At 72.8% G+C, this 22,267-nt stretch carries 23 protein-coding genes; 11 read left to right on the top strand and 12 right to left on the bottom strand.

Annotation, left to right across the window (positions count from 1 at the left end; all coding sequences use genetic code 11):
• Positions 1-32 precede the first annotated feature (32 nt).
• Positions 33-1,532: a leucyl aminopeptidase family protein gene (locus tag O7546_RS01695; RefSeq protein WP_194798737.1), complete on the bottom strand. Its 1,500-nt coding sequence runs from the start codon at positions 1,530-1,532 to the stop codon at positions 33-35.
• A gap of 145 nt (positions 1,533-1,677) precedes the next feature.
• Positions 1,678-1,845: a DUF3117 domain-containing protein gene (locus O7546_RS01690; protein ID WP_013283866.1), complete on the bottom strand. Its 168-nt coding sequence runs from the start codon at positions 1,843-1,845 to the stop codon at positions 1,678-1,680.
• Between the two features lie 190 nt (positions 1,846-2,035).
• Here O7546_RS01690 and O7546_RS01685 point away from each other — a divergent pair, with 190 nt between their 5' ends.
• Both O7546_RS01685 and O7546_RS01680 read left to right on the top strand, forming a co-directional pair.
• Entirely contained in the window at positions 2,036-2,854 is an 819-nt protein-coding gene (locus O7546_RS01685) for a PaaX family transcriptional regulator C-terminal domain-containing protein (RefSeq protein ID WP_018788949.1), read from the top strand.
• Between the two features lie 3 nt (positions 2,855-2,857).
• A complete protein-coding gene (locus tag O7546_RS01680; protein ID WP_194798738.1) occupies positions 2,858-3,649 on the top strand; it encodes an enoyl-CoA hydratase-related protein in 792 nt (263 codons plus the stop codon).
• 28 nt (positions 3,650-3,677) lie between these two features.
• On the opposite strand, the gene O7546_RS01675 is transcribed toward O7546_RS01680, so the two are convergent.
• The 5 genes from O7546_RS01675 to O7546_RS01655 form a co-directional block, all read right to left on the bottom strand.
• Positions 3,678-4,430 carry an SDR family oxidoreductase gene (locus O7546_RS01675; protein WP_194798739.1) on the bottom strand — a complete coding sequence of 251 codons (753 nt, stop codon included), beginning with the start codon at positions 4,428-4,430 and terminating at the stop codon, positions 3,678-3,680.
• A 66-nt stretch (positions 4,431-4,496) separates the two neighbouring features.
• On the bottom strand, positions 4,497-5,120 hold the full coding sequence (locus tag O7546_RS01670) for a hypothetical protein (protein ID WP_194798740.1): 624 nt from the start codon (positions 5,118-5,120) through the stop codon (positions 4,497-4,499).
• Between the two features lie 36 nt (positions 5,121-5,156).
• Positions 5,157-5,741 (bottom strand): DNA-3-methyladenine glycosylase I, encoded by a 585-nt coding sequence (locus O7546_RS01665; RefSeq protein WP_194798741.1) that lies wholly within the window; start codon positions 5,739-5,741, stop codon positions 5,157-5,159.
• Positions 5,742-5,792: 51 nt separating this feature from the next.
• Positions 5,793-6,293, bottom strand: coding sequence for an SRPBCC family protein (locus O7546_RS01660; RefSeq protein WP_194798742.1), 501 nt, complete (start codon positions 6,291-6,293; stop codon positions 5,793-5,795).
• The gene (locus O7546_RS01655) at positions 6,290-6,931 is read right to left on the bottom strand and encodes a DivIVA domain-containing protein (protein ID WP_194798743.1); all 642 of its coding nucleotides are present in this window, start codon (positions 6,929-6,931) and stop codon (positions 6,290-6,292) included. The genes O7546_RS01660 and O7546_RS01655 overlap by 4 nt, the downstream gene beginning before the upstream one ends.
• Positions 6,932-7,083: 152 nt before the next feature.
• Here O7546_RS01655 and folP point away from each other — a divergent pair, with 152 nt between their 5' ends.
• On the top strand, positions 7,084-7,953 hold the full coding sequence (gene folP / locus O7546_RS01650; RefSeq protein ID WP_194798744.1) for a dihydropteroate synthase: 870 nt from the start codon (positions 7,084-7,086) through the stop codon (positions 7,951-7,953).
• Positions 7,954-7,970: 17 nt separating this feature from the next.
• Here folP and O7546_RS01645 read toward each other — a convergent pair whose 3' ends face one another.
• Positions 7,971-8,348 carry an NADH-quinone oxidoreductase subunit A gene (locus tag O7546_RS01645; RefSeq protein WP_030273665.1) on the bottom strand — a complete coding sequence of 126 codons (378 nt, stop codon included), beginning with the start codon at positions 8,346-8,348 and terminating at the stop codon, positions 7,971-7,973.
• A 125-nt stretch (positions 8,349-8,473) separates the two neighbouring features.
• On the opposite strand from O7546_RS01645, the gene O7546_RS01640 reads away from it, so the two are divergent.
• From O7546_RS01640 to O7546_RS01630, 3 genes are all read left to right on the top strand, one after another.
• Entirely contained in the window at positions 8,474-9,886 is a 1,413-nt protein-coding gene (locus tag O7546_RS01640) for a hypothetical protein (RefSeq protein WP_194798745.1), read from the top strand.
• Between the two features lie 196 nt (positions 9,887-10,082).
• Entirely contained in the window at positions 10,083-11,930 is a 1,848-nt protein-coding gene (locus tag O7546_RS01635; RefSeq protein ID WP_194798746.1) for a 2-oxoacid:acceptor oxidoreductase subunit alpha, read from the top strand.
• Entirely contained in the window at positions 11,923-12,957 is a 1,035-nt protein-coding gene (locus tag O7546_RS01630; RefSeq protein WP_194798747.1) for a 2-oxoacid:ferredoxin oxidoreductase subunit beta, read from the top strand. Before O7546_RS01635 ends, O7546_RS01630 begins: the two co-directional genes overlap by 8 nt.
• An 80-nt stretch (positions 12,958-13,037) precedes the next feature.
• Here the strand turns inward: O7546_RS01630 and O7546_RS01625 are convergent, their stop codons facing one another.
• Positions 13,038-13,685: an NAD(P)H-dependent oxidoreductase gene (locus tag O7546_RS01625; protein WP_194798748.1), complete on the bottom strand. Its 648-nt coding sequence runs from the start codon at positions 13,683-13,685 to the stop codon at positions 13,038-13,040.
• Positions 13,686-13,771: 86 nt separating this feature from the next.
• On the opposite strand from O7546_RS01625, the gene O7546_RS01620 reads away from it, so the two are divergent.
• A complete protein-coding gene (locus tag O7546_RS01620; RefSeq protein WP_174361689.1) occupies positions 13,772-14,254 on the top strand; it encodes a MarR family winged helix-turn-helix transcriptional regulator in 483 nt (160 codons plus the stop codon).
• Positions 14,255-14,279: 25 nt separating this feature from the next.
• Here O7546_RS01620 and O7546_RS01615 read toward each other — a convergent pair whose 3' ends face one another.
• Positions 14,280-15,293: a potassium channel family protein gene (locus O7546_RS01615; RefSeq protein ID WP_194798749.1), complete on the bottom strand. Its 1,014-nt coding sequence runs from the start codon at positions 15,291-15,293 to the stop codon at positions 14,280-14,282.
• A gap of 174 nt (positions 15,294-15,467) precedes the next feature.
• Here O7546_RS01615 and O7546_RS01610 point away from each other — a divergent pair, with 174 nt between their 5' ends.
• The 3 genes from O7546_RS01610 (at position 15,468) to O7546_RS01600 (ending at position 18,131) form a co-directional block, all read left to right on the top strand.
• Positions 15,468-16,667, top strand: coding sequence for a hypothetical protein (locus O7546_RS01610; RefSeq protein ID WP_194798750.1), 1,200 nt, complete (start codon positions 15,468-15,470; stop codon positions 16,665-16,667).
• A 105-nt stretch (positions 16,668-16,772) separates the two neighbouring features.
• Positions 16,773-17,414, top strand: coding sequence for a helix-turn-helix transcriptional regulator (locus O7546_RS01605; protein ID WP_194798751.1), 642 nt, complete (start codon positions 16,773-16,775; stop codon positions 17,412-17,414).
• Between the two features lie 126 nt (positions 17,415-17,540).
• Positions 17,541-18,131 carry an ATP-dependent Clp protease proteolytic subunit gene (locus O7546_RS01600; protein ID WP_194798752.1) on the top strand — a complete coding sequence of 197 codons (591 nt, stop codon included), beginning with the start codon at positions 17,541-17,543 and terminating at the stop codon, positions 18,129-18,131.
• A 50-nt stretch (positions 18,132-18,181) separates the two neighbouring features.
• Here the strand turns inward: O7546_RS01600 and O7546_RS01595 are convergent, their stop codons facing one another.
• A complete protein-coding gene (locus O7546_RS01595; RefSeq protein ID WP_281600390.1) occupies positions 18,182-19,981 on the bottom strand; it encodes an adenylyl cyclase in 1,800 nt (599 codons plus the stop codon).
• 120 nt (positions 19,982-20,101) lie between these two features.
• Positions 20,102-20,878 (bottom strand): HAD-IIB family hydrolase, encoded by a 777-nt coding sequence (locus tag O7546_RS01590; RefSeq protein WP_194798754.1) that lies wholly within the window; start codon positions 20,876-20,878, stop codon positions 20,102-20,104.
• Positions 20,879-21,109: 231 nt separating this feature from the next.
• Here O7546_RS01590 and O7546_RS01585 point away from each other — a divergent pair, with 231 nt between their 5' ends.
• Entirely contained in the window at positions 21,110-22,180 is a 1,071-nt protein-coding gene (locus O7546_RS01585) for a family 43 glycosylhydrolase (protein ID WP_281600389.1), read from the top strand.
• Positions 22,181-22,267: the final 87 nt, after the last annotated feature.

Below are 22,267 nucleotides of genomic sequence, written 5' to 3'. Positions count from 1 at the left end.
TGACTCAGGCCGGCGTGCCCTGCACGCCTGACTCAGCCCAGCGTCGCCAGCCAGCGCAGCAGCCCGCGCACACCCCAGCCGGTGGCGCCCTTGACCAGCTCGCCGTGCGTGTCGTCGGACCACGACGGCGCGGACATGTCCAGGTGCGCCCATCGGTCCCGCAGGTCGCCGGTGAACTCCCGCAGGAACAGCGCGGCGACCACCGAGCCGGCGCCCTGCGCCGGGGAGCTGTGCAGGTCCGCGATCTCGCTGGCCAGGTATTCCACGTAGTCGTCGGCGAGCGGCATCCGCCAGGCCCGCTCGCCGGCCGCGGTGATCGCGTCGAGCAGGCGGGTCGCGAGCGCGTCGTTCTCGCTGTAGAGCGCGGCGTGCCGCTTGCCCAGGGCCACGGCGTTCGCGCCGGTCAGCGTCGCCAGGTCGATCAGCAGGTCGGGCTTCAGCTCGTGGACCGCGTACGCCAGCGCGTCGGCGAGCACCAGCCGGCCCTCGGCGTCGGAGTTGGTGCTCTCGCTGGTCAGCCCGCCGTAGTGCCGGATCACGTCGCCGGGGCGGTACGCCGAGCCGCTGACCGAGTTCTCGGCGAGCGGGGCGAGCGTGGTGACCCGGACCGGCAGGCCCAGGTCGGCGGCGCCGAGCGTCGCGGCGATCACCGCGGCGGCGCCGGCCATGTCCTTTCGCATGAGCTTCATGGCCGGCACCGGCTTGATCGAGATGCCGCCGGTGTCGAACGTGATGCCCTTGCCGACGAGCACCACGTGGGTCCGCGCGTCATCGGGCCGCCAGTCCAGTTCCACCAGGCGCGGGCCGCTCGCGGAGCCGCCGCCGACGGCCAGCAGACCGCCGAAGCCCTCGGCCCCCAGCTCCTCCGGGCCGCGTACCCGCAGGTGCAGGCCGGGGCGCCCGGACGCGGCCTCGGTCACCTGGGCGGCGAACCACTCCGGGTTCTTGGTGGACGAGGGCATGTTCGTCAGGTCCCGGGCGAGCCGGGTCGCCTCGGCGGTGGCCCGGGCGGCGTCGAGCGTGCCGGCGAGCGCGTCCGGGTCGTCGACGAGCACCGACACCTCGGCCAGGGCGGGCCGCTTGCCGGCCTCGGTGAGGCGGAAGCGGTACGAGCCGAGCAGCAGCCCCTCGGCGAGGCCACGCAGCGCCGCCGTCGCGTCGGCGGGAAGCGCGATGGTGATCTGCGTCTCATCCTTCGCCGCGCGGGCCAGCGCCGCGCCTGCGGTACGCCAGTCACGCTCCTCGCCGTCGCCGACGCCGAGCAGCCACAGCCGCGCCGGGGAGCCACCGGGGCGCAGGTGCTCGCGTACCTCACCGGCCGCGCCGGTGAGCCGGGTGGCGGGGAGTACGGCGGCGGCCTCGGCCCGGACGTCGCCGCCGATCGGCACGGCGGTCGGGACCAGTCCGGGTTCGGGCGAGGCGGTGGAGTCCGGCGAGATCAGGGAGTCCGGGGAGTCCGACCCTCCGGGACGGACGGGCAGGACGAGAGCGTCGGGCCCCGAGGGCCCGCTCACCAGACGAATGACCAGCACGCTGGACCGTACCTCCGAAATGGGTTGAACAGGCGCATTTCGCCACGCGCCTGCCGAGGAAAGACCCTGAGCCACCGGGCACGCCGGTGGCTCAGGGTAGGACGAACCGCCCGCACGGCGGACGCCGTGCGGGACACTCCTCGAATCAGCCCGCGGCCGCCTTCAGCGCGTCACCGAGCGCGGTGGCCTCGTCGGGAGTCATCTCGACGACGAGCCGGCCACCACCCTCCAGCGGGACTCGCATGACGATGCCCCGGCCCTCCTTGGTGACTTCCAGCGGACCGTCGCCCGTCCGCGGCTTCATCGCCGCCATGTTGTCTCCCCTCAGACCTACACCAGGGTCGGTGAGTTGCCCCACAGCCACTTCGCCATCGCCATCCGCAACCATCGCGGAAGGCTCGACCAACGATTTTCCCTGATGAACACCGCCGGACCCAAACCGAAGCAGCATTGATGTAACAGCATCTAGCTTATCTTGGATAGGCCTGTCACAATGTGCGGTCATGCAGGCACGGTCGGCACTCTTCGACCTGTACGGCGACCACCTCCGGGCCCGGGGTGGCCGCGCACCGGTCGCCGCCCTGGTCAAGCTGCTCGCCCCGCTGGGGATCGCCCCACCGGCGGTACGCACCGCGGTCTCCCGGATGGTCCGCCAGGGCTGGCTGGAACCGCTCCGGCTCGCGTCCGGACCGGGATATTCGATCACCCCGAAAGCGGCTCGTCGACTCGACGAGGCGGCGTCCCGGATCTACCGGACCGGACGGCACAGCTGGGACGGGCGGTTCGATCTCCTGGTGCTCACCGCGCCCTCCTCCCGCCGGGACCGGCAGCGGCTCGCCGCGAACCTCGCCTTCCTCGGGTACGGCACGCTCGACGACTGCACCTGGGTGGCCACCCGTCCGGGTGAGGACGTCGACCTGCTGCTCGACGAGGCGGGCGTGCGCTACGAGCGGTTCACCGCCGCGCACGCGGCCGGCACACCGGGCGCGATGGGCGTGGTCCGCCGCGCGTGGGACCTGGCCGAGATCGGGCGGGCGTACGAGCGCTTCGTGGCCGAGCAGAAGCCGCTGCTCTCCGGCGTCACGGTGCGCAGCAGCGACGAGGACGCGTACGCGGCCCGGTTCCGGCTCGTGCACGCGTGGCGTACGTTCCTGTTCCGGGATCCGCAACTGCCCCCGGCACTGCTGCCCGAGCGCTGGCCGGGCACCAGCGCGGCCAGTTTCTTCGACCGGCACGCGGCCCGGCTCCGGCCGGCCGCCGACCGGTACGTCGAGCAGTGCCTCGACGCCGGCAACCGCCTCGCCCGACAGAAGGGTCGTTAGAACGTGACCGAGCCGCTGCTCGTCGACCGCACCGACGCCGTCGTCACCCTGACGCTGAACCGCCCCACGGCGATGAACTCGCTCGACGTGGCGCTCAAGGAGGCGCTCCGGGACACGCTGGCCGAGCTGGAGACCGACAGATCCTGCCGGGCGGTCGTGCTCGCCGGCGCGGGCGGCTCGTTCAGCGCCGGGCAGGACCTGCGCGAGCACGTGCGGACGCTGGAGACCTCGGACGCCGACCCGCTGGCCACGGTCCGGGCGCACTACAACCCGATCGCCGCCCGGCTGGCCAACCTGCCCAAGCCGGTCGTCGCCGCGGTACGCGGGATGGCCGCCGGGGCCGGCGCCTCGCTGGCGTTCCTGGCCGACTTCCGCATCGGCGGCCCGAAGACCCGGTTCCTGATGGCGTTCGCCGGCGTGGGCCTCGCGGCCGACACCGGCGCCTCCTGGACGCTGCCCCGGCTGGTCGGTCACGCCAAGGCCGTCGAGTTGCTGATGCTCGCCGAGCCGGTCGGCGCCGACGACGCCTGCCGGCTCGGCCTGCTGACCAGGCTGGTGGACGACGACGAGCAGGTGCTCCCGACCGCGCAGGAACTGGCCGCCCGGCTCGCCGCCGGCCCGACCGTCGCGTACGGGGCGATCAAGCGCCAGCTCTCCATCGCCGACGCGGGCACGCTCGCCGACGCGCTGGCCGCCGAGGCACAGGCGCAGGCGATCTGCGGCGCCACCGCGGACCACCGGGCCGCCACGGCAGCGTTCGTCGCCAAGCAGAAGCCGGTCTTCGAGGGGCGCTGACCGCACCGGGAACGCGTCGCGCACCCGCTCAGCGGGCCACGTAGCCGCCGTCGATCGGGATGGTGTGCCCGGTGACCCAGGCCGCGTCGTCGGAGGCGAGGAACAGGACCACGCCCGCCACGTCGTCAGCGGTGGGGATGCCGGGCTTCGGGTTGAACGACTCCATCTGCCGGCGCATCTGCTCCGGGTCCGGCGCGTTCTCGATGAAGTGCTCCACGAGCGGCGTCATCACCACGGTCGGGGCGACCGCGTTGACGCGAATCCCCCGGGCGGCGTACTCGACCGCCGCGGAACGGGTCAGCCCGACGATGCCGGCCTTGGTGAACGTGTACGGCGAGATGTTGTCCTGTGCGGTCAGCCCGGCAGTCGACGAGGTGTTGACGATCGCGCCGCCGCCGGTACGCAGCATCGCGTCGATGGCGTACCGCAACACGTAGAACACCCCGTCGCCGTTGATCCGGCGGACCTTCTCCCAGTTCGCCAGGTCCATCTCGTGCAGCGCCTGCTGCTGCCCGTCGATGCCGGCGTTGTTGAAGACGACGTCGAGCCGGCCGTACCGGCCGACCGCCTCGGCGATGCCGCGCTCGACCGAGGTGGCGTCGCCGGTGTCCACGGTCACCGCGAGCGCGTCCGGCAGGCTCGCCGCCACCCGCTCGGCGCCCTCGGTGTTGATGTCGGCGATCACCAGCTTGGCGCCCTCGGCGGCGAACCGGCGTGCCGTCGCCTCGCCCAGGCCGGACGCCCCACCGGTCACCAGCACGACCTTGTCCCGGAACCGCATGGCACCCCCTCCACCACGCCGGCCGGCGCCGGCCCCTTCCCGGACGCTACCGCCCGTGACGGGGGGTCAGTCGTCCTCTTCCGGATCCTGGTTGGCCTCGACGCCCAGCACGAACGCCTGCATGGCCAGCTCGTCGCCGTACGGCGAGACGAACGCCGGCAGCTCCCGCGGGCCCAGCTCCTGCACGTAGGACCAGAAGATCCGGACCGCCTCGGCGCGCGACGCGGCCTCGATCGGCAGGTCCAGGCTGACCAGCCAGCTGCTGCGGGCGGGCGGCGGGCCGAGCCGGTCGGCCAGCGACCGCCAGCGGGCCGGGTCGAGCGCCACGACCGGGCCGTCCGGCGCCGGGCCGTCGACCGGCACCGGCTCGTCGAGCACCCGCCGGGTGTACGTGACCACGAGCGGCCCGGCCACCGCGTCGGACTGCGGATCGTCCGGGTCCTCGGCGGTCTCGGACGACGCGGGCGCGACCCGGCCGAGCGCGACCAGCCGCAGCGGCTCATCGACCAGCACCGCCACCCGGTCGCCGGGCCGGGGGCGGGCCGCCTCGGACAGCCCGGTCAGCTCCAGCAGGTCGTGGTGCACCAGCCGCTCGGCCTCGAATCGCTCGGCGGGCAGCAGCACCGCCCAGGCGCCGGTAGTGGTCGCACCGTCTGTCGTCCCGCTCGTACGCGGCTCGGTGTCGGTCATGCCCCAATCCCATCACGCCGGAGGTGGCGCGCTCCGTCACACCCCGGCCCGGTCACCGCTCACGTGGCACTCGGCCAGGTGGTCGTCGACCATGCCGGTGGCCTGCATCAGCGCGTAGGCAGTCGTGGGGCCGACGAACCGGAAGCCCCGCTTCTTGAGCGCCTTGGCCATCGCGACGGACTCGGGGCTGGTGGCCGGCACCTCGGCGAAGGACCGGGGACGCGCGGCCCGAGGCGGGGGCGCGAACGACCAGAGCAGCGCGGACAGGCCCTCGGGCAGCTCCGACGCGGCCCGGGCGTTGGCGATCGCCGCCTCGATCTTGGCCCGGTTGCGAACGATTCCGGCGTCGGCCATCAGCCGGGTCACGTCGGTCTCGCCGTAGCGGGCCACCGAATCGATCCGGAAGCCGGCGAAGGCGTCCCGGAACGCCTGCCGTTTGCGCAGGATGGTCAGCCAGGACAGGCCGGACTGGAACGCCTCCAGCGTCAGCCGTTCGTAGAGCGCGTCGTCGCCGCGCAGCGGCCGGCCCCACTCCTCGTCGTGGTAGACGGCGTAGTCGGGGGTGCTCGCCCCCCACGCACAGCGCGGCAGCCCGTCCGCGCCGGTCACCAGGTCAGTCACGGCGTCCACGATAGGCCGGGCCACCGACAGCCCCGCCGCGCCGACCGCCGGTCAGGGCAGGCGGCCCTGCTCGACCAGCCGGGCGAACTTCTTCAGCGCCTGGGTCAGGCTGAACTTCGAGCCGGGCCAGAGCACCGGCCAGGCCACCCGGCCGGCCTTCCCGCCCGGCAGGTGGAACCACTCGTGCCAGACCACCTGCGTGCGGTCGCGGTCCATCGGGGTACAGCGCAGCACGCCGGGGCCGCGCAGCAGCTTGCCGCAGTGCACCACGCCGACCTCGTACGGCGCGTCGACCCGGACCACACGCATCTCGTCGCGGAGCACGGCCGGGCCGAGCGCGGTGACCGCCTCGACCAGGCTGCCCTCGCCACCGTCGCCCTCGACCACCCGGACCCGGGTCAGCGGGATCCAGTCCGACTGCCGCTCCCACGCGGTGAGCGCGGCGAACACCCGGTCGGCCGGCGCCTCGACGATCACCGTGGCGGTGACCTCGGCGGCACCCCGGCGGGACGCCTCGGTGAAGTCGTCGGCCGGTCTGCCGGCGCCGGTCACGCCGACTCCGAGCGGACCACCGAACCGCGCTCCCGGTCGTCGTCGGCCGGCCCGGCCGCGATCCCGTTCGCCGGGGAGACGGTGTCCTCGGTCGCCGCCGCTGCGGGGGCCTCCGCCACACCCGCCTCGGCCGGGGCGCGTCCCGGTTGCGCGTCGGCGTCGGTCCGGCCCGGCTGCCGGTCGGTGTCGGTACGGGCCGGCTGCTCCGGCGCGGACAGGTCGATCACCACCGGCTCGGGGGTGGACGGGCCGGGCGCCGGCTCGGTCTCGGGGCGGGTCGCGGCGGCCTCCTCGCGCGCCCGGCGCAGCGCGTCGGCGTCCTCGGTACGGCCGTCCCGCAAGGCCGCGTTCTCGGCCTCCAGGACGCCGATCAGCTCGGTCTTGTAGCCGATGTCGTACGCCGCCCGGCGCAGGGCCGCGTCGACCTGGCTCATCCGGTAGCCGCGCAGCGCCGTGTCGAAGCGGACGTCGGACACGTCCGACTCGTCGAGCGGACGGCTGCCGGGCAGGGGCACAGCCCGCCCGTCCGGCTCGGCCGGTGTGAGGCCCGGATCCTTGCCGGAGACCAGCACCGTCACCCCGAACACCACAGCCGCGACGGTCAGCGCGACGACCAAGAGGAGCAGAACCTCACCCATGCACAGATCGTGGCATGCGGGCCGGGATCGGGCGAGCCCTCCGGGACGTCCGGTCGGTAAATGCGTCCGGCGCACGGGACCGGCACGGGCGGCGCGGGCGGGACCGGATAGCGTCGGACCGGCCGGTGCGGTCCGGCGGCGAGGAGGCGGGCATGACCGGGGCGTTGCGGCTGGGCGGACGGACGTTCACCCCCGGTGAGCTGGTGGTGATGGCGATCGTCAACCGCACGCCGGACTCGTTCTTCGACCGGGGTGCCACCTTCGCCCAGGACAGCGCGCTGCGCGCGGTGGAACGCGCGGTGGACGAGGGCGCCGAGATCATCGACATCGGCGGGGTGAAGGCCGGGCCGGGCGACGAGGTGGACGTGGCCGAGGAGATCCGCCGGACGGTGGACACCATCGCGGCGGTCCGGTCCGCCTTCCCCGATGTGGTCATCTCCATCGACACCTGGCGTGCCGAGGTGGCCGTGGAGGCGGTAGCGGCCGGCGCGGACCTGCTCAACGACACCTGGTCGGGGGCGGACCCGGCGCTGGCCCGGGTCGCCGCGGCGACCGGCGCCGGGCTGGTCTGCTCGCACGCGGGCGGGCTCGCCCCGCGTACCCGGCCGCACCGGGCCGCCTTCGACGACGTGGTGGCCGACGTGGTCGGCACCGTCACCGGGCTGGCCGAACGCGCGGCCGGGCTGGGTGTGCGCCGGGACGGCATCCTGATCGACCCGGCGCACGACTTCGGCAAGAACACCCGGCACTCGCTGGAGATCACGCGGCGGTTGGCGGAGCTGACCGGCACCGGCTGGCCGCTTCTGGTGGCGTTGTCGAACAAGGACTTCATCGGCGAGACGCTCGACCTGCCGGTGCCCGAGCGGCTGGAGGGCACGCTCGCCGCCACGGCGGTCTCGGCCTGGCTCGGCGCCCGGGTGTTCCGCGCCCACCAGGTCCGCGAGACCCGCCGGGTGCTGGACATGGTGGCGTCGATCCGGGGCGACCGGCCGCCGGCGGCGACCCGGCGCGGGCTGGCCTGACCGGCCGGCCCGGCGCGTCAGGTCCAGCGCAGGACGCCGCGCCGCCAGGCGTAGAGGATGCCGAGCGCGACGATCGCCACGAAGACGCCCATCTCCACGACCGTGGTGGCGCCGAAGCCGGGCCGGTCGAAGACCAGCGCCCAGGGGAACAGGAACACCGCCTCGACCGCGAAGAGCACGTACAGATACGCGTAGACGTAGTAGCGGATCTGCATCTGGGCCCAGTCGCCGCCGACCGGGTCGAGACCGCACTCGTACGAGGCCCGCTTGCCCCACGGCTCGGCCGGCCGGCTCGGACGTAACACCCGGTTCGCCGAGAACGCCGTCACGAAGAAGAGCACGGCGGCGAGCAGCAGCAGACCGAGCGTGGCGTACGAGCCGAGATATCCGGTCACGACCGGAGCGTACCGGTCCCGTCCAGATGTCCCGGACACGTTACGAATTCGTTTCCTCGCAGGACTAGTGCTTGATGGCAAGTATCACCGAATAATGGGATCTCATTGATCGTCCCGGAGGACAGATGCCCCGCCCCCGCGTTGCGCCCGTTCGGCGGGTCGCGCTCCGCCGTACCCTCGCACTCCTGGCGTCAGCGCTCGTCGCGGCGCTGGTGGCGGTGGTGCCGGCCGGGGCCGTCGCTCACCCGGGACCGGCCGCCGCGCTCCGGGTGATCGAGCCCGTCGAGCCGGGCGGCGACCCCGGCGGCGAGCCGACCGAGCCCGCGCCCACCGGCGAGCCGACGGACACCGCGACGGCCCCGCCGCCCACCGAGCCACCGCCGCCTCCGACCACGCCTCCGGCGCCGGTCACCACCTCGCCGGCCCCGCCGCCGACGAGCGCTCCCGCCGAACCGGCGCCGACCACCGCCGCGCCGGCCACCACGGCACCGGCGCCCCCGCCGGTCGTGCCGCCGGTCAAGACCCCGCCGCCACCGCCGCCGCAGCCGGCCGGCGGGCCCCTGGGGGTACGCGTGACCACCGGCGACGTGGTCCTCCCGCCGGCCTACTGGAACGCCGACGCCACGGTGGCCACGCTGCTGGTGACGGTGGCCAACACGGGCGGACGGGCGGAGCGGATCAGCCTCGGCTACACGCTGCCGCCGGGGCTGACCGACGCGGGCACCCCGGGTTGCGAGCCGGCCGGCGACGGCAACCACCGCTGCGTCGGGTGGGACGCCGAGCCGGGTGCCCGGTTCAGCGCGACCATCCGGGTCCGGGTCGACGGCGACGCCTGGCGGACCATGCCGCTGGCCGGATCGATCCAGGTCACCGCCGTCGCACCCGGGGTGACCGGCGCGGCGTACGACGACGAGGGCTTCGCGGTGCTGTTCCCGCCCGGGCCGCCGGTACCCGGCATCTCGCTGCGCGCCGAGGAGGTGCTGTTCGACATCAGCGGCGCGCCCAGCACGCTCACCGTCCGGCTGGGCAACACCGGCAAGGTCGACGCCGCGGGCCGGATCGAGGTGCTCCTGCCCGAAGGGGTGACAGTGGCCGGCACCGAGAGCGGCTGCGCCCCGGTGTCGGCCGACCGGACCCGCTGCGAGCTGGGCGCACTGGCGGCCGGGCGGACCGCCACCGTACGCCTGACGTTGGCCGCCTCGGCGGAGGCGCAGCGGCGGGCGCCGCTGTCCGGCGCGGTGATCGGCCGGCTGGATCCGCGTAGCGGGCGGGACCGGCAGGTGCAGATGAGCTTCCGGATCAGCGCCGCGGCGGCGGACGCCGTCCCGCCCGGCGGGGCGCCGGCTCCGACCGGTTCGCAGGGCGTGCTCGTCGCCGCCGGCGAACGGGACCGCGACGACACCTCGGTCCGGGGGACCGCCGTCGCGCTCATCGCCGTGTCCGGTCTCCTGGTCGTGCTCGCGCTGACGCTGGCGACCCGTTCGCTGCGCCGCCGCAGCGACATCACCGTGCCGGAGCGTCCGATCACCGACCGGTGATCATGGATATGTGGTGATCTGGGTTACGGGTCCAGGTACTAAACGCTGCAAAGCAGGGCATACAGCGGCCCGATCCAGTCCCATACGTCGGACCTCGACCAAGGTGGCCCTAACGTGGCGACGTAGGCTCTGACGTGAGAATCGGAGCGGGCCGGGCCGGCGAGGGCGACGGCGCTCAGTTAAGCGAGGTGCGGGTGTGACCAAGCAGATCCGTCAGCTGGACCGGGTGGTCATCCGGTTCGCCGGTGACTCCGGCGACGGCATGCAGCTCACCGGCGACCGGTTCACCTCGGAGACGGCGCAACTGGGCAACGACATCTCCACGTTGCCCAACTTCCCCGCCGAGATCCGCGCTCCCGCCGGGACCCTGCCCGGCGTGTCGAGCTTCCAGGTGCACTTCGCCGACTACGACATCCTGACCCCGGGTGACGCGCCGAACGTCCTGGTGGCGATGAACCCGGCCGCGCTGAAGGCCAACCTGGCCGACCTGCCGCGCGGGGCGGACATCATCGTCAACACCGACGAGTTCACCCGGCGCAACCTGGCCAAGGTGGGCTACGCGGCCAGCCCGCTCGACGACGACTCGCTCGCCGGGTACGCGGTGCACCCGGTGGCGCTCACCTCGATGACGATCGGCGCGCTGGCCGAACTCGACGTGTCCAAGAAGGACGCCGAGCGGGCCAAGAACATGTTCGCGCTCGGGCTGCTGAGCTGGATGTACTCCCGCCCGTACGAGTCCACGCTGCGCTTCCTGGAGCGCAAGTTCGCGGCCCGCCCCGAGCTGGTGGCGGCGAACGTGGCTGCGTTCCGGGCCGGCTGGAACTTCGGCGAGACCACCGAGGACTTCTCCGTCCGGTACGAGGTCAAGCCGGCCAAGATGCTGCCGGGCACCTACCGGAACATCACCGGCAACGCGGCGCTGTCGCTGGGCCTGGTAGCGGCAGGCGTGCGTTCCGGGCTGCCGGTGTTCCTCGGCGCGTACCCGATCACGCCGGCCTCGGACATCCTGCACGAGCTGAGCAAGCACAAGAAGTTCGGCGTGGTCACCATGCAGGCCGAGGACGAGATCGCCGCCGTCGGTGCGGCGCTCGGCGCCTCGTACGGCGGCGCTCTCGGCATCACCACCACCAGCGGCCCGGGCGTGGCGCTCAAGAGCGAGACGATCTCCCTGGCGGTGGCGCTGGAGCTGCCGCTGGTCATCGTCGACGTGCAGCGGGCCGGTCCCTCCACCGGCATGCCCACCAAGACCGAGCAGGCCGACCTGAACATGGCCCTGTACGGCCGGCACGGCGAGGCGCCCGTCGCCGTGATCGCGCCGAAGTCGCCGTCGGACTGCTTCCACGCGGCGCTGGAGGCGGCCCGGATCGCGCTGACCTATCGCACCCCGGTGATCCTGCTGTCGGACAACTACGTCGCCAACGGCTCCGAGCCGTGGCTGCTGCCCGACGTCGAGTCGCTGCCCGACCTGCGGGTCGAGTTCGCCACCGAGCCCAACGGCGAGGACGGCACCACGTTCCTTCCTTACCTGCGGGATCCGCAGACGCTGGCCCGCCCGTGGGCGGTGCCCGGCACGGCCGGCCTGGAGCACCGGATCGGCGGTCTGGAGAAGGCCGACAAGACCGGCGACATCTCGTACGACCCGGCCAACCACGACTTCATGGTGCGGACCCGGGCGGCCCGGATCGAGACGATCCCGGTGCCGGACGTCGAGGTGGAGGATCCGGACGGCGACGCCCGCGTGCTGGTGCTGGGCTGGGGCTCGACGTACGGGCCGATCGGCGCGGCCTGCCGTGGCCTGCGTCAGCGCGGGCTCTCGGTGGCCCAGGCCCACCTGCGGCATCTGGCCCCGATGCCGGCCAACCTCGGCGAGGTGCTGAGCCGCTACGACAAGGTGGTCGTGCCGGAGATGAACCTCGGCCAGCTCGCCCACGTGATCCGGGCGAAGTACCTGGTCGACGCGATCGGCTACAACCAGGTCCGCGGCCTGCCGTTCACCGCCGCCGAGCTGGAGACGATGCTGGAAGAGGTCCTGAAGAATGTCTGAGCCCGTCGCCCTCAAGCTCACCGCCAAGGACTTCAAGTCCGACCAGGAGGTGCGCTGGTGCCCCGGTTGCGGCGACTACGCCATCCTGGCGGCCGTACAGGGCTTCATGCCGGAGCTGAACATCCCCCGGGAGAACATCGTCTTCGTCTCGGGCATCGGCTGCTCGTCGCGTTTCCCGTACTACATGAACACGTACGGCATGCACTCGATCCACGGCCGCGCCCCGGCGATCGCCACCGGCCTGTCGGTGTCCCGGCCGGACCTGTCGGTCTGGGTGGTCACCGGTGACGGCGACGCGCTCTCCATCGGCGGCAACCACCTGATCCACGCGCTGCGCCGCAACGTGAACCTCAAGATCCTGCTGTTCAACAACCGGATCTACGGGCTCACCAAGGGCCAGTACTCGCCCACGTCCGAGGTCGGCAAGATCACCAAGTCGACGCCGGTGGGCTCGGCGGACGCCCCGTTCAACCCGCTGTCGCTGGCGCTCGGCGCCGAGGCCACGTTCGTGGCCCGGACGATCGACTCGGACCGCAAGCACCTCCAGTCGGTGCTGCGGGCCGCCGCCCAGCACGAGGGTTCGGCGTTCGTGGAGATCTACCAGAACTGCAACATCTTCAACGACGGCGCGTTCGACCCGCTGAAGGAGCCGGCCACCCGGGACGACTTCCTGATCCGGCTGGAGCACGGCCAGCCGATCACGTTCGGCAAGGACGGGCAGTTCTGCGTCGTCCACCCGCCCGGTGGCTTCGGGCTGGAGGTCCGGGAGACCGCGAACACGCCTGCCGACCAGATCGTCGTGCACGACGCGGGCGTGGCCGACCCGGCGTACGCGTTCGCACTGTCCCGCCTGCCCGGCCTGGACCTGAGCAACACCCCGATCGGGGTGTTCCGGTCGGTCGGCCGCCCTTCCTACGACAGCGTGGTGCAGGAGCAGGTCGCGGCCGCCAAGGCCACCGTCGACAAGACCCCGGAGGAGCAGCTCGCCGCGTTGCTCGGCAGCGGCGACACCTGGACGATCCTCTGATCCGCCGCTGACCCGTCACACGCGAAGGGCGGGCCGTTCCCCCGCGGAACGGCCCGCCCTTCGCGTGTGTGTCGGCCCGGTCAGGCGGCCGCCGAGGCGGGCACCCACAGCTCGTCGACGGCCCGCTCGGCTGCGGCGAGGCTCTGCTCGAACAGCGGGATCAGCTCGGCCATCGCCGGGTTGACCGGGGCCAGGGTCAGCTCGGCGCAGATGAACCGCGGCTCCAGCCCGGTCAGGGAGAGGCCGTGCGGCAGCCACGGCTCGGCGTGGTCCCAGCCCTCCCGTGGGGTGCCCGGGCCGTACCCGCCACCGCGGCTGACCAGGACGACGAACTGGCGGTCGCCGAGCAGCCCGGCGTTCGTCACCGGGTCGTACGCGATGCCGGGGGCGATCAGGTGGTCGACCCAGGACTTCACGCTGCTGGGCGCGCCGTAGTTGTAGAGCGGGAGCCCGAGCAGGACGGTGTCGGCCTGCTTCACCTCGGCCACCACCTCCTCGGTCAGCCGCCAGGACGCCCGCTGCTCGGGCGTGTGCTGATCCGGCGGCACCATACGCGCGAGGCCGCTCGCCGTGTCGAGGTGCGGCAGCGGGTTTCGACCCAGGTCGCGGTAGGTGACCGTGCCGTCCGGGTGGGCGGCGCGCCACGCGGCGGCGGCGCGGGCGGTGAGCCGCCGGCTGATCGACCGCTCCCCGGTGATGCTGGAGTCGATGTGCAGTAGGTGTGCCATTGGTGATTCCTCCTCCGACGATCGTTCGTGTAGGACCAACTATTTATAGCAGGTCGATGTTCCCCGGGCCGCGTAAACTGGGTCACATGTCCGCCGCACCGGTCGAGGAGTCCGAGCGCCGCTCCGGGCCCCTGCTCGACCATCTGGCCCGGCGGATGCGGCTGCGCTCGGAGTCGGTGCTGGCCCCGCTGGGTCTGCGCCCCCGCCACCTGGTGGCGCTCACCGTGCTGCGCGACGCCGGCGGAATCAGCCAGCAGGCGCTCGCCGGCACGCTCCAGATCGACAGCACGAACGTGGTCGGGCTGCTCAACGACCTGGAGGCGGACGGCCTGGCCGAGCGCCGCCGCTCCCCGGAGGACCGTCGCCGGCACGAGGTACGCCTCACCGAGGCGGGCACGAAGCGGCTGCGCGAGGCGGAGTGCGCCCTCGCCGGGGCGGAGGAGGAGGTCCTCGGCGCGCTGGCACCGGGCGAACGGGACCTGCTCTACGACCTGCTGCGGCGGGCCACCCAGGGCCGGTCGTCGACCTGCGGTGAAGTGATCGCGGAGGGTGGCCCGGGCGCCTGCTGACCGCGGGCGCTCAGCGGGGCGAGGGTCAGATCGCGGTGGTGGCCTGCGGCCGGTCGTCCCGGACGTGGACCAGCATGTCGCCGGTCTCGATCACCGCGCCGGCGCGGTCGTTCAGCGTGACCACCTTGCCCCGGCGGACCAGCGCGATGACCAGCGACTCCAGCTCACGCGGGGAGCGGCCCACCTCGTCGCGCTCGGCCGACCGCATCGCCAGCGCCATGCCCTGACCCGGAGTGAGCAGGTCCTCCACCACGTCGATCAGGGGCGGGGCCGAGGTGGACAGGCCGAGCAGCCGCCCGGCCGTGGCCGACGAGACGATCACGTGGTGCGCGCCGCTCTGCTTGAGCAGCGGCGCGTTCTCCGCCTCCCGGACCGCCGCGATGATGCGTACCTGACCGGCGGTGAGCTGCCGGACCGTGAGCGCCACCAGCACCGACGCGTCGTCGCTGTCCGTCGCGATGATGACCGACTTCGCGGTACGCACGTGCGCCTGTTCCAGCACCGACGAGCGGGTCGCCGAACCCTCGATCGTCACCAGCCCGTTGGAGGTGGCCTGCCGCAGCGCCGGCCCGCTCCGCTCGACCACCACGATCTTGGACTTGTCCGTGCCGTTCTCCAGCAGGGCGGAGACCGCGCTTCGACCCTTGGTGCCGTAGCCGCAGATGATGACGTGGTCCTTCACGGTTCTCCTCCACCGCGACAGGCGACGGCCGGTGCGGTACTGCTCGGTCAGGACTTCCAGGGTGGTGCCGACCAGGATGATCAGGAACAGCACCCGGGCGGGGGTGATGAACAGGACGTTCGCCAGCCGCGCCGACGAACTGACCGGCGTGATGTCGCCGTACCCGGTGGTGGAGAGCGAGACCACCACGTAGTAGAAGCAGTCGAGCAGGGTCAGGCCGCTCTCGTCCACGTCGCGGTAGCCGTCGCGGTCGAGCCAGACCACCGCCACGGTGGCGAAGACCAGGCCGAGGGCGGCGAGCAGGCGCAGACTCAGCGCGCTCAGCGGCCCCCGCCGTTGCGCGGGAAAATGGATCACCGTCGGTCCTGCTCCGCCACCTGCACGCCCTCAAGATAGCGGTTACGCCGCGAGCCGGCTGGCTGGGCCGGGCGCCCGCCCTCCTGGCCACCAGCGGTAAGGATTTCGTCACATCCATCGACGCGCCTGCGGGTGAGACTGATGACTCACCGATCGTGGCGAGGGGACGTCGGGATGCGTACACGCATGGCATTGACCGCGCTTGCGGTGGCAGTCGGGATGGTGGTCGCCGGAGCGCCGCCCGCAGTGGCGGACCGGCCCGGGGACGGCCCACCCGGGACGGCCCGGCCCACCCGGCCGAAGCCCACCGTCGTCCCGTCGCCGACCTTCTCCCCACGACCCACCGCCACACCGACGCCGACCGCCACACCGAGACCGACCACCTCCCCGACGCCGACCGTCTCGCCCACCGGTACGCCGACCGCCACCACGCCGGCGCCGATGCCGACGGCGAAGCGGACCGCCGTGGTGCTGCCGTCGCTGGACGGCCGGGGCAGCATCGCGTACGACGTCGACACGGCCGGGGTGGTGGTCGGAGCGGCGGAGGTGGCCGGCGGCTACTGGCACGCGGTGCGCTGGGTGGACGGGCGGATCGAGGACCTGGGGACGCTCGGCGGGCCGAACAGCCAGGCCCAGGCGATCGACAAGCGGGGACGCATCGTCGGCACCGCCCAAGCGGCCGACGGCAGCAGCCACGCCGTGGCCTGGGTGGACGGGAAGATCCAGGATCTCGGCCTGACCGGGGGCATCTTCTCCATCGCGTACGACACCGCGGGCGACCGGGTGGTCGGCGTCTACCACGTCACCGACAGCTTCTCCGGGCGGCGGGCGTTCGTCCGGACCGGGAACACCGAGATCACCATCGACGCCCCGCCTGGTGCGAGCGCGCTCGCGGTGAACGAGGCCGGCACCGTCGCGGGCACCTACGGCTACAAGGACTGGACCGATCCACCGTTCGTCAACCAGGCATTCGTCTGGCGCGACGGCGTCCTGCGATCGCTGGGCACGCTGGGCGGGCCCACGAGCGACGCGACCGGCATCAACGACCTCGGTCAGGTGGTCGGCACGAGCTGGACCGCGGACGGCCGGTTCGCCGCCTTCTTCTGGGACGGTACGACGATGCACCGGCTGGCCACCGCTTCGGCCTCCCCGACGGCGCAGGCCGTGAACGACTCGGGTCTGGTGATCGGCACCGACGGCACCGACGGCCGCGCGATGATCTGGCCCTCACCCACCGCGGCGTCCCAGCTGCTGCCCCTGCCGGACGGGGCGGGGAGCAGCGTCGCGATCAATGTCAACGACAGCGGCCTGATCGTCGGTCACGTGTCCTTCACCTCGCCGAGCTGGCAGCTCCGAGCGGTCGTCTGGCGTTGATCCGCACCTGCCCGGTCGGTACCACGGGGCCGACCGGGCAGGTGCCAGGCGTGTGGACGGGGCATGATGGGGACGTCCGGGACGCCCGACCGCGAGGAGGCCGGCATGTCGTTGCTGCGACGGGTGATCGGCGGGGTGCTCCGGCGCATCCGCCTGCGCCAGGGCCGCACGCTGCGCGAGGTGGCCCAGGCCGCCGGCGTCTCCCTGCCCTATCTCTCCGAGGTCGAACGTGGCCGCAAGGAGGCCTCCTCCGAGGTGCTCGCCGCGATCTGCCGCGCGCTCGGCATCCACCTCGCCGACCTGCTCGAAGAGGCCCGCGACGAGCTGCGCCGGGAGCGTCCGGCCCCGGTCGGCCCCGGGATCTCGGCGGCCCGCTTCGACCGGGTGCCGACCGCCCGCACCGGGCCGCAGCTGCGGGTCGGCCCGCCCCGGCTGTCCGTCAGCCGCCGTCCGGCCGTGTCGCCCCGGCAGCACGTGACCCGGCGGCCCGCCGTCTCGCTCCGGCCGCACGTCGCCCGCCGCCCGGTCACCGCCACGCCGCTGCTGGGCGGCGCGCTGCGGCCCTTCGGCCTGGTGCCGGCGCCGCTCGGTGCACCCCTCGCCGCCGCCACGCCGATCGGGTTCGCCGGCGGCATCCGGATCTGGCCGGCTCCCTCCGCCCCGGCCGTCCGCCCCCGTCCGCGTACCTCCGTCACGCTGGCCCGGCGGCGGGCCCGCGCCGGCCGGCGGCGGCCGGTCGCTGCGTAGCTTCTGCCCAGGGCGAATCTGCCCCCGGCAGAAAGCCTGGGCCGCACGGGTGCGCCCGGCGGACGCTGGAGACCGCCGGGTTCCCGGGCGGTCCCCCGCCCACCGGCGGCACGGAGGTGGGCGGCGATGAGTGGCATCTGGATGCTCGACGAGGGGCAGCCGGCGTTCGGCGACCGGGTCTTCGAACGGCTGCTGAAGGAGCGGATCATCTTCCTCGGCACCGAGGTCACCGACGCGTCGGCCAACCAGATCTGCGCGCAGATCCTGCTCCTCGCGGCCGAGGACGCGGAGCGCGACATCTTCCTCTACATCAACTCGCCGGGCGGCTCGGTCAGCGCCGGCATGGCCGTCTACGACACCATGCGGTACGTCAAGAACGACGTGGCAACGCTGGCGCTCGGGATGGCCGGGTCGATGGGGCAGTTCCTGCTCTGCGCCGGTGCGGCGGGCAAGCGGTTCGCGCTGCCGCACTCGCGGATCATGATGCACCAGCCCTCCGGCGGGATGGGCGGCACCGCCGCGGACATCACCATCCAGGCCGAGAACATGCTGCACGTGAAGCGCACCATGCAGGAGCTGATCGCCCGGCACAGCGGGCGCACGCTGGAGGAGATCCAGCGCGACTGGGACCGCGACCGCTGGTTCACCGCCGAGCAGGCCCGCGAGTACGGCCTCGTCGACCAGGTGCTCACCCGCGTCGACCAGCTCGCGGCGTGAGCGGGCGCGGCCCGGCCGGTCCCGCACCGGCCGGGCCGCCCCTCGCCCGGTCAGGGGTAGCTGATCACCGTGCTGGTGCCGTACGAGCCGACGACCGGGGTGCCGACGTCGTTGATCGTGCGCTCGATGCCGCCGCTGCCGTCCAGGAACACGGTGATCGCGTCGTGGAACCGCACCCCGGCCCGGCGCGGCGCCTCGATCCCCCTGTCGCAGCGGATGTCCACGCCCTGGTTGAAGTACGAGTACACGCCCAGTCCCCACGCCTCGTGCGTGCGGACGTGGTCGGCCACCTTGTACGAGGCCCAGCCGTTGCCGGTCGGGCTGCGCCAGGCCGCCTGGCTCGGCGGGTCGTAGGGCAGCTCGCTCTGGTAGAACACGGTCCGGCCGCGCTCGCCGTTCCAGATCGTCTGCCAACGCTGGTAGTGCTCGACGAAGAGCCCGTACGCGGTCACGTCGTCGCCGTTGACGATCACGCCGGTGGCGGCGGTGTTGACGGTCCAGCCGATCGTGCCGGCCCGGCCGTGGTCGCCGCGCCAGGCCCAGATGTTGTCGATCAGCGTGTGCCGGCTGTGCACCACCAGGCTGGTCACCGCCCGCCCGGCGTACGGACCGCCGATGCGGAAGAAGACGTCCTGGAGCGAGATCGGGTTCGTGGCGTGCGACCGGTGGCAGTGCCGCGTACCGACCTCGACCAGCACCGGCGACTCGACCGGCCCGGCGTCCACGAGCACCCCGGCGATGCGGACCCCGTCCACGTCATCGATCCGCAGCGCCGCGTCCCCGCGGTCCGGCACCAGGCTCGGCATGCCGAGGCCGAGCACCACGGTGTCCGGGCGGCGTACCCGCAGGGCCCGATCCAGGTGGTAGACGCCGGGGGTGAGCAGCAGGTGCTTGCCTCGGGCCAGTTCGGCGTTGATGCGCTTGGCCGAGTCGGTGGGCCGGGCCAGGAAGAACGCGGACAGCGGCAGCGACGGCACCGGCGCGCCACCGGTGGCCCAGGTGGTGCCGGCGGTGTCGCGGCGCAGGCGCGGTACGGCGACCCGCCAGGCCCCACGGACGTCGACGAACAGGTACGGCTTCTCCCGGGTGACCGGGCTGGTCGGCAGCGTGGTGTACGGCGGGTCGGGGAAGCCCTGCGCGGGCGCGCCGATCACGCCGGAGAAGACCTGGTTCCACACGCCGTTCGTCCACTCGCCGCCGAGTTCGCTGTCCCGGGTGAGCCACTGCTGCTGGGAACCGTTGATGGTGATGCCGTCCACCTTGGAGTCGGCGATGTAGCCGCCGCTGGAGTAGCCGCCGTTGCCGGGCTCCAGCCACAGCACGCCCTTGACGTGCACCCGCCGCATCGGTGACGCCTGGGAGACGGCCCACTGGTTCGACCAGTCGGTCGGGGTGACAGCGAGGTTCTCCGCCGAGCGCCAGAAGTTGGTGAGCGCGGAGATGCCGGCGGGCGAGTTCGGGTCGGGCTGCCCGACCACCCGGACCGCGCCGTGGATCTCCACGTCGTCCGGGTGGGTGCCGAGACCGGCGACTGTCGTGTAGTAGCCGAGCCGGGCGTCCACCTCGTAGCGGCCGGGCATGAACAGCACGGCGTACCTGTCGAAGCCCATCTCGTTGCGTTCCTGGGCGGTGAACAGCCGGTCCAGCGTGGACTGGATCTCCTCCACCGGCGTGCTCGGGTCGCACACGAAGACGTTCGGGCCGAAGTCGGGCTCGCGGGCGGGGCGCGCGGGCGGCGACGCGGCCGGAGACGCGGCCGCTGCGCCGGCCGGGAGGCCGAGGGCGGTGAGCGAGGCCGCGGACGCGGTGAGTGTGAGGAAACGGCGGCGGGAGGGGTCGGGTGATCGCATCTGCCTGCCTGTTCGGTGATGGGACGGGAGAGCGCTCTCTCGGCTGTTCCTACCTCATCACCGTCGATACCGCCAGAGCCCGCCGGTTCCGGAACCGGCGGGCTCTGCTGCGGGCTGTGTTCAGGCGCGCTCGGCGCGCCGCTTCACCAGGTCGTCGACCAGCTTCTCGACGTAGTCGGCGGTCTCCTCCCAACGGGTGACCGCGACGCAGCGGATGCCCATCGCCTTGACCGGGTAGTCGTTGCCACCCACGTCCAGGCGGTCACCCACGAAGAGCACGTTGTCGATCTTCAGGTCCAGGTGCTCCAGCAGCTTCCGCATGCCGTACGCCTTGTCGACGCCCTTGCGGGTGACGTCGATCGACGTCGAGCCGCCGCCGCGCACCTCCAGGTCGGGCAGCTTCGCCGCGACCGCGTCCCGCAGACGCCGCTTCTTGTCGCCGTCCGGGTCCCAGCCGTACTTCTCAGCCGGCGGCGCGGACTGCCCCAGTGCGGAGAAGGTGATCTGACTGCCCCGGTCCTCGATGATGTCGCCCCAGGTCTTCGCCTCCCACAGGCCGAGCGCCTGCGCCGACTCGGTGAGCGCAGTGACCACACGGGCCTTGTCGGCCTCGGTCAGGTCCTCCGCGTAGACCTGCCGCCAGTCCCCGTCGGACCAGCGGTAGTAGCGGGTGCCGCAGGTCGGCATCAGGTGCAGCCGGTCGCGCTGCTCCTCGGTGAGGTCGAGGTGGGCGAGCACCTGCGACTGGAACTGCTCGAACCGGCCACCGGAGATGACCAGCACGTCCACCTCGGTGAGCAGGTGGCCGAGCAACTCCGCCATCCGACGATCGATCTGGGACTTGGAAATCGCCAGGGTGTCGTCGAGATCGAACGCCACCACTCGAAGATCGTTCACGAATACCTCATGTCGTCGCGGACAGGCCAGGACCTGCCAGGGTACCGACGGGTCCTGGCACCGGCCTGAGGGCCCGGCGGGTGACACGTCCCCTCGACGGAGCGTAACCCGGCGGGTCTCCGGGCGGCCCCGCTTCCCGCTCTCGGCCCACGTTGACGGGATCGTCGGCCGTCGATAGCGTTCGATGAAAATTACCATCATCGATGGGGGGCACCGGTGAGATTCCTTCGAATGCGCGGAGGGCTCGTCACCCTCGCCGCGACCGCCCTGGCAGCCACCACGGCGGCGATCGTGCCGGCCGCCGCCGCGCCCGCCGACGACATGTCCACGCTGGCGAGCTCGTCCACCTTCCCGCTGGCCGACCCGGACACCCTCCTGGCGAAGGACGGCTCGTACGTCACCTACGGCACCACGGTCGGCGCCGGGACCGGCGCGCGCTGCGGCGCGACCGGCAGGCTGTACGTACCGGTCCTCGTCCACGGCTCCGGCAACAGCGTCGGCATGGCCGACTGCGCGTCGCACGACGCCCTGCCGTCCGGCCCGGGCGCCTGGGCCGAGCCCGGCGGCGCGATCTGGGCACCGGGCGTCGCCCGCTTCGGCAGCCGGTTCTTCATGTTCTACACCGCCTCCCGCAAGGGCACGGGCCAGAAGTGCATCGGACGAGCGATCTCCGACAGCGCCCGCGGCCCGTTCCAGAACCAGGGCGAGTGGGCCTGCCCGGACGCCGGCCGGTGGGCACTCGACGCCAACCCCTTCGTGGCCGGCGGGAACCTGTACGTCACCTACCGGGACGACGCCATCGCCTCCGGAGCCGAGACCGGCATCTCCACCGTCCGCACCGACGGCGAGGGCCGCGCGATCTGGGACACCCGCCGGGACATGCTCAAGAGCACCGACATCACCTGGGACACCGCCAAGACCAGCGGCGGTACGCACGTGGTGGAGAACCCGTCGATGTGGAAGGCCGCCGACGGCGACTGGTACCTCATGTACTCGGGCAACAACTGGGACAGCGCCCGCTACGCCACGGGCATCGCCCGCTGTGGCGCCAGTCCCCTGCCCGGCTCCCGATGCACTCCCATCCGCGAAGGCGTGTCGCGGCCTTTCTTCGGCTACACCGGCAGCGCCGGACTCAACCCGATCAGCGGCCTGCCCTGCAACCACCAGGGCCCCGGCGGGATGGACGTCTTCGCCGCCGCCGACGGCAGCGAGCGCGTGGTGTGGCACTGGTGGAACGGCTCCACCCGCTTCCCGATGACCGGCGTCCTGACCCGCCCGTCGACCGGCTTCGTCGTGTCGTAGTCGGCGCGCCTGGTGACACGACTGCTCACCATGCGCTTCGACGTGGTCACGCTGGGTTGAACTGCTTCACGGAAAATTGCATTTGGC

The organism is Micromonospora sp. WMMA1976 (assembly GCF_027497335.1).
GTDB lineage: Bacteria > Actinomycetota > Actinomycetes > Mycobacteriales > Micromonosporaceae > Micromonospora > Micromonospora aurantiaca.
Note: the sequence above shows the minus strand (reverse complement) of the source record. Positions and strands in the feature narration are given on the sequence as shown.

Bases quoted from the DNA above. Each gene is read 5' to 3' on its own strand.
- O7546_RS01630 (WP_194798747.1), top strand. From the start codon at position 11,923: ATGTCTGAGCCCGTCGCCCTCAAGCTCACCGCCAAGGACTTCAAGTCC.
- O7546_RS01595 (WP_281600390.1), bottom strand. From the start codon at position 19,981: ATGCGATCACCCGACCCCTCCCGCCGCCGTTTCCTCACACTCACCGCG.
- O7546_RS01685 (WP_018788949.1), top strand. From the start codon at position 2,036: ATGCAGGCACGGTCGGCACTCTTCGACCTGTACGGCGACCACCTCCGG.
- O7546_RS01620 (WP_174361689.1), top strand. From the start codon at position 13,772: ATGTCCGCCGCACCGGTCGAGGAGTCCGAGCGCCGCTCCGGGCCCCTG.
- O7546_RS01600 (WP_194798752.1), top strand. From the start codon at position 17,541: ATGAGTGGCATCTGGATGCTCGACGAGGGGCAGCCGGCGTTCGGCGAC.
- O7546_RS01670 (WP_194798740.1), bottom strand. From the start codon at position 5,120: ATGACCGACACCGAGCCGCGTACGAGCGGGACGACAGACGGTGCGACC.
- O7546_RS01655 (WP_194798743.1), bottom strand. From the start codon at position 6,931: ATGGGTGAGGTTCTGCTCCTCTTGGTCGTCGCGCTGACCGTCGCGGCT.
- O7546_RS01640 (WP_194798745.1), top strand. From the start codon at position 8,474: ATGCCCCGCCCCCGCGTTGCGCCCGTTCGGCGGGTCGCGCTCCGCCGT.
- O7546_RS01690 (WP_013283866.1), bottom strand. From the start codon at position 1,845: ATGGCGGCGATGAAGCCGCGGACGGGCGACGGTCCGCTGGAAGTCACC.
- O7546_RS01610 (WP_194798750.1), top strand. From the start codon at position 15,468: ATGCGTACACGCATGGCATTGACCGCGCTTGCGGTGGCAGTCGGGATG.
- O7546_RS01625 (WP_194798748.1), bottom strand. From the start codon at position 13,685: ATGGCACACCTACTGCACATCGACTCCAGCATCACCGGGGAGCGGTCG.
- O7546_RS01605 (WP_194798751.1), top strand. From the start codon at position 16,773: ATGTCGTTGCTGCGACGGGTGATCGGCGGGGTGCTCCGGCGCATCCGC.
- O7546_RS01585 (WP_281600389.1), top strand. From the start codon at position 21,110: ATGCGCGGAGGGCTCGTCACCCTCGCCGCGACCGCCCTGGCAGCCACC.
- folP (WP_194798744.1), top strand. From the start codon at position 7,084: ATGACCGGGGCGTTGCGGCTGGGCGGACGGACGTTCACCCCCGGTGAG.
- O7546_RS01675 (WP_194798739.1), bottom strand. From the start codon at position 4,430: ATGCGGTTCCGGGACAAGGTCGTGCTGGTGACCGGTGGGGCGTCCGGC.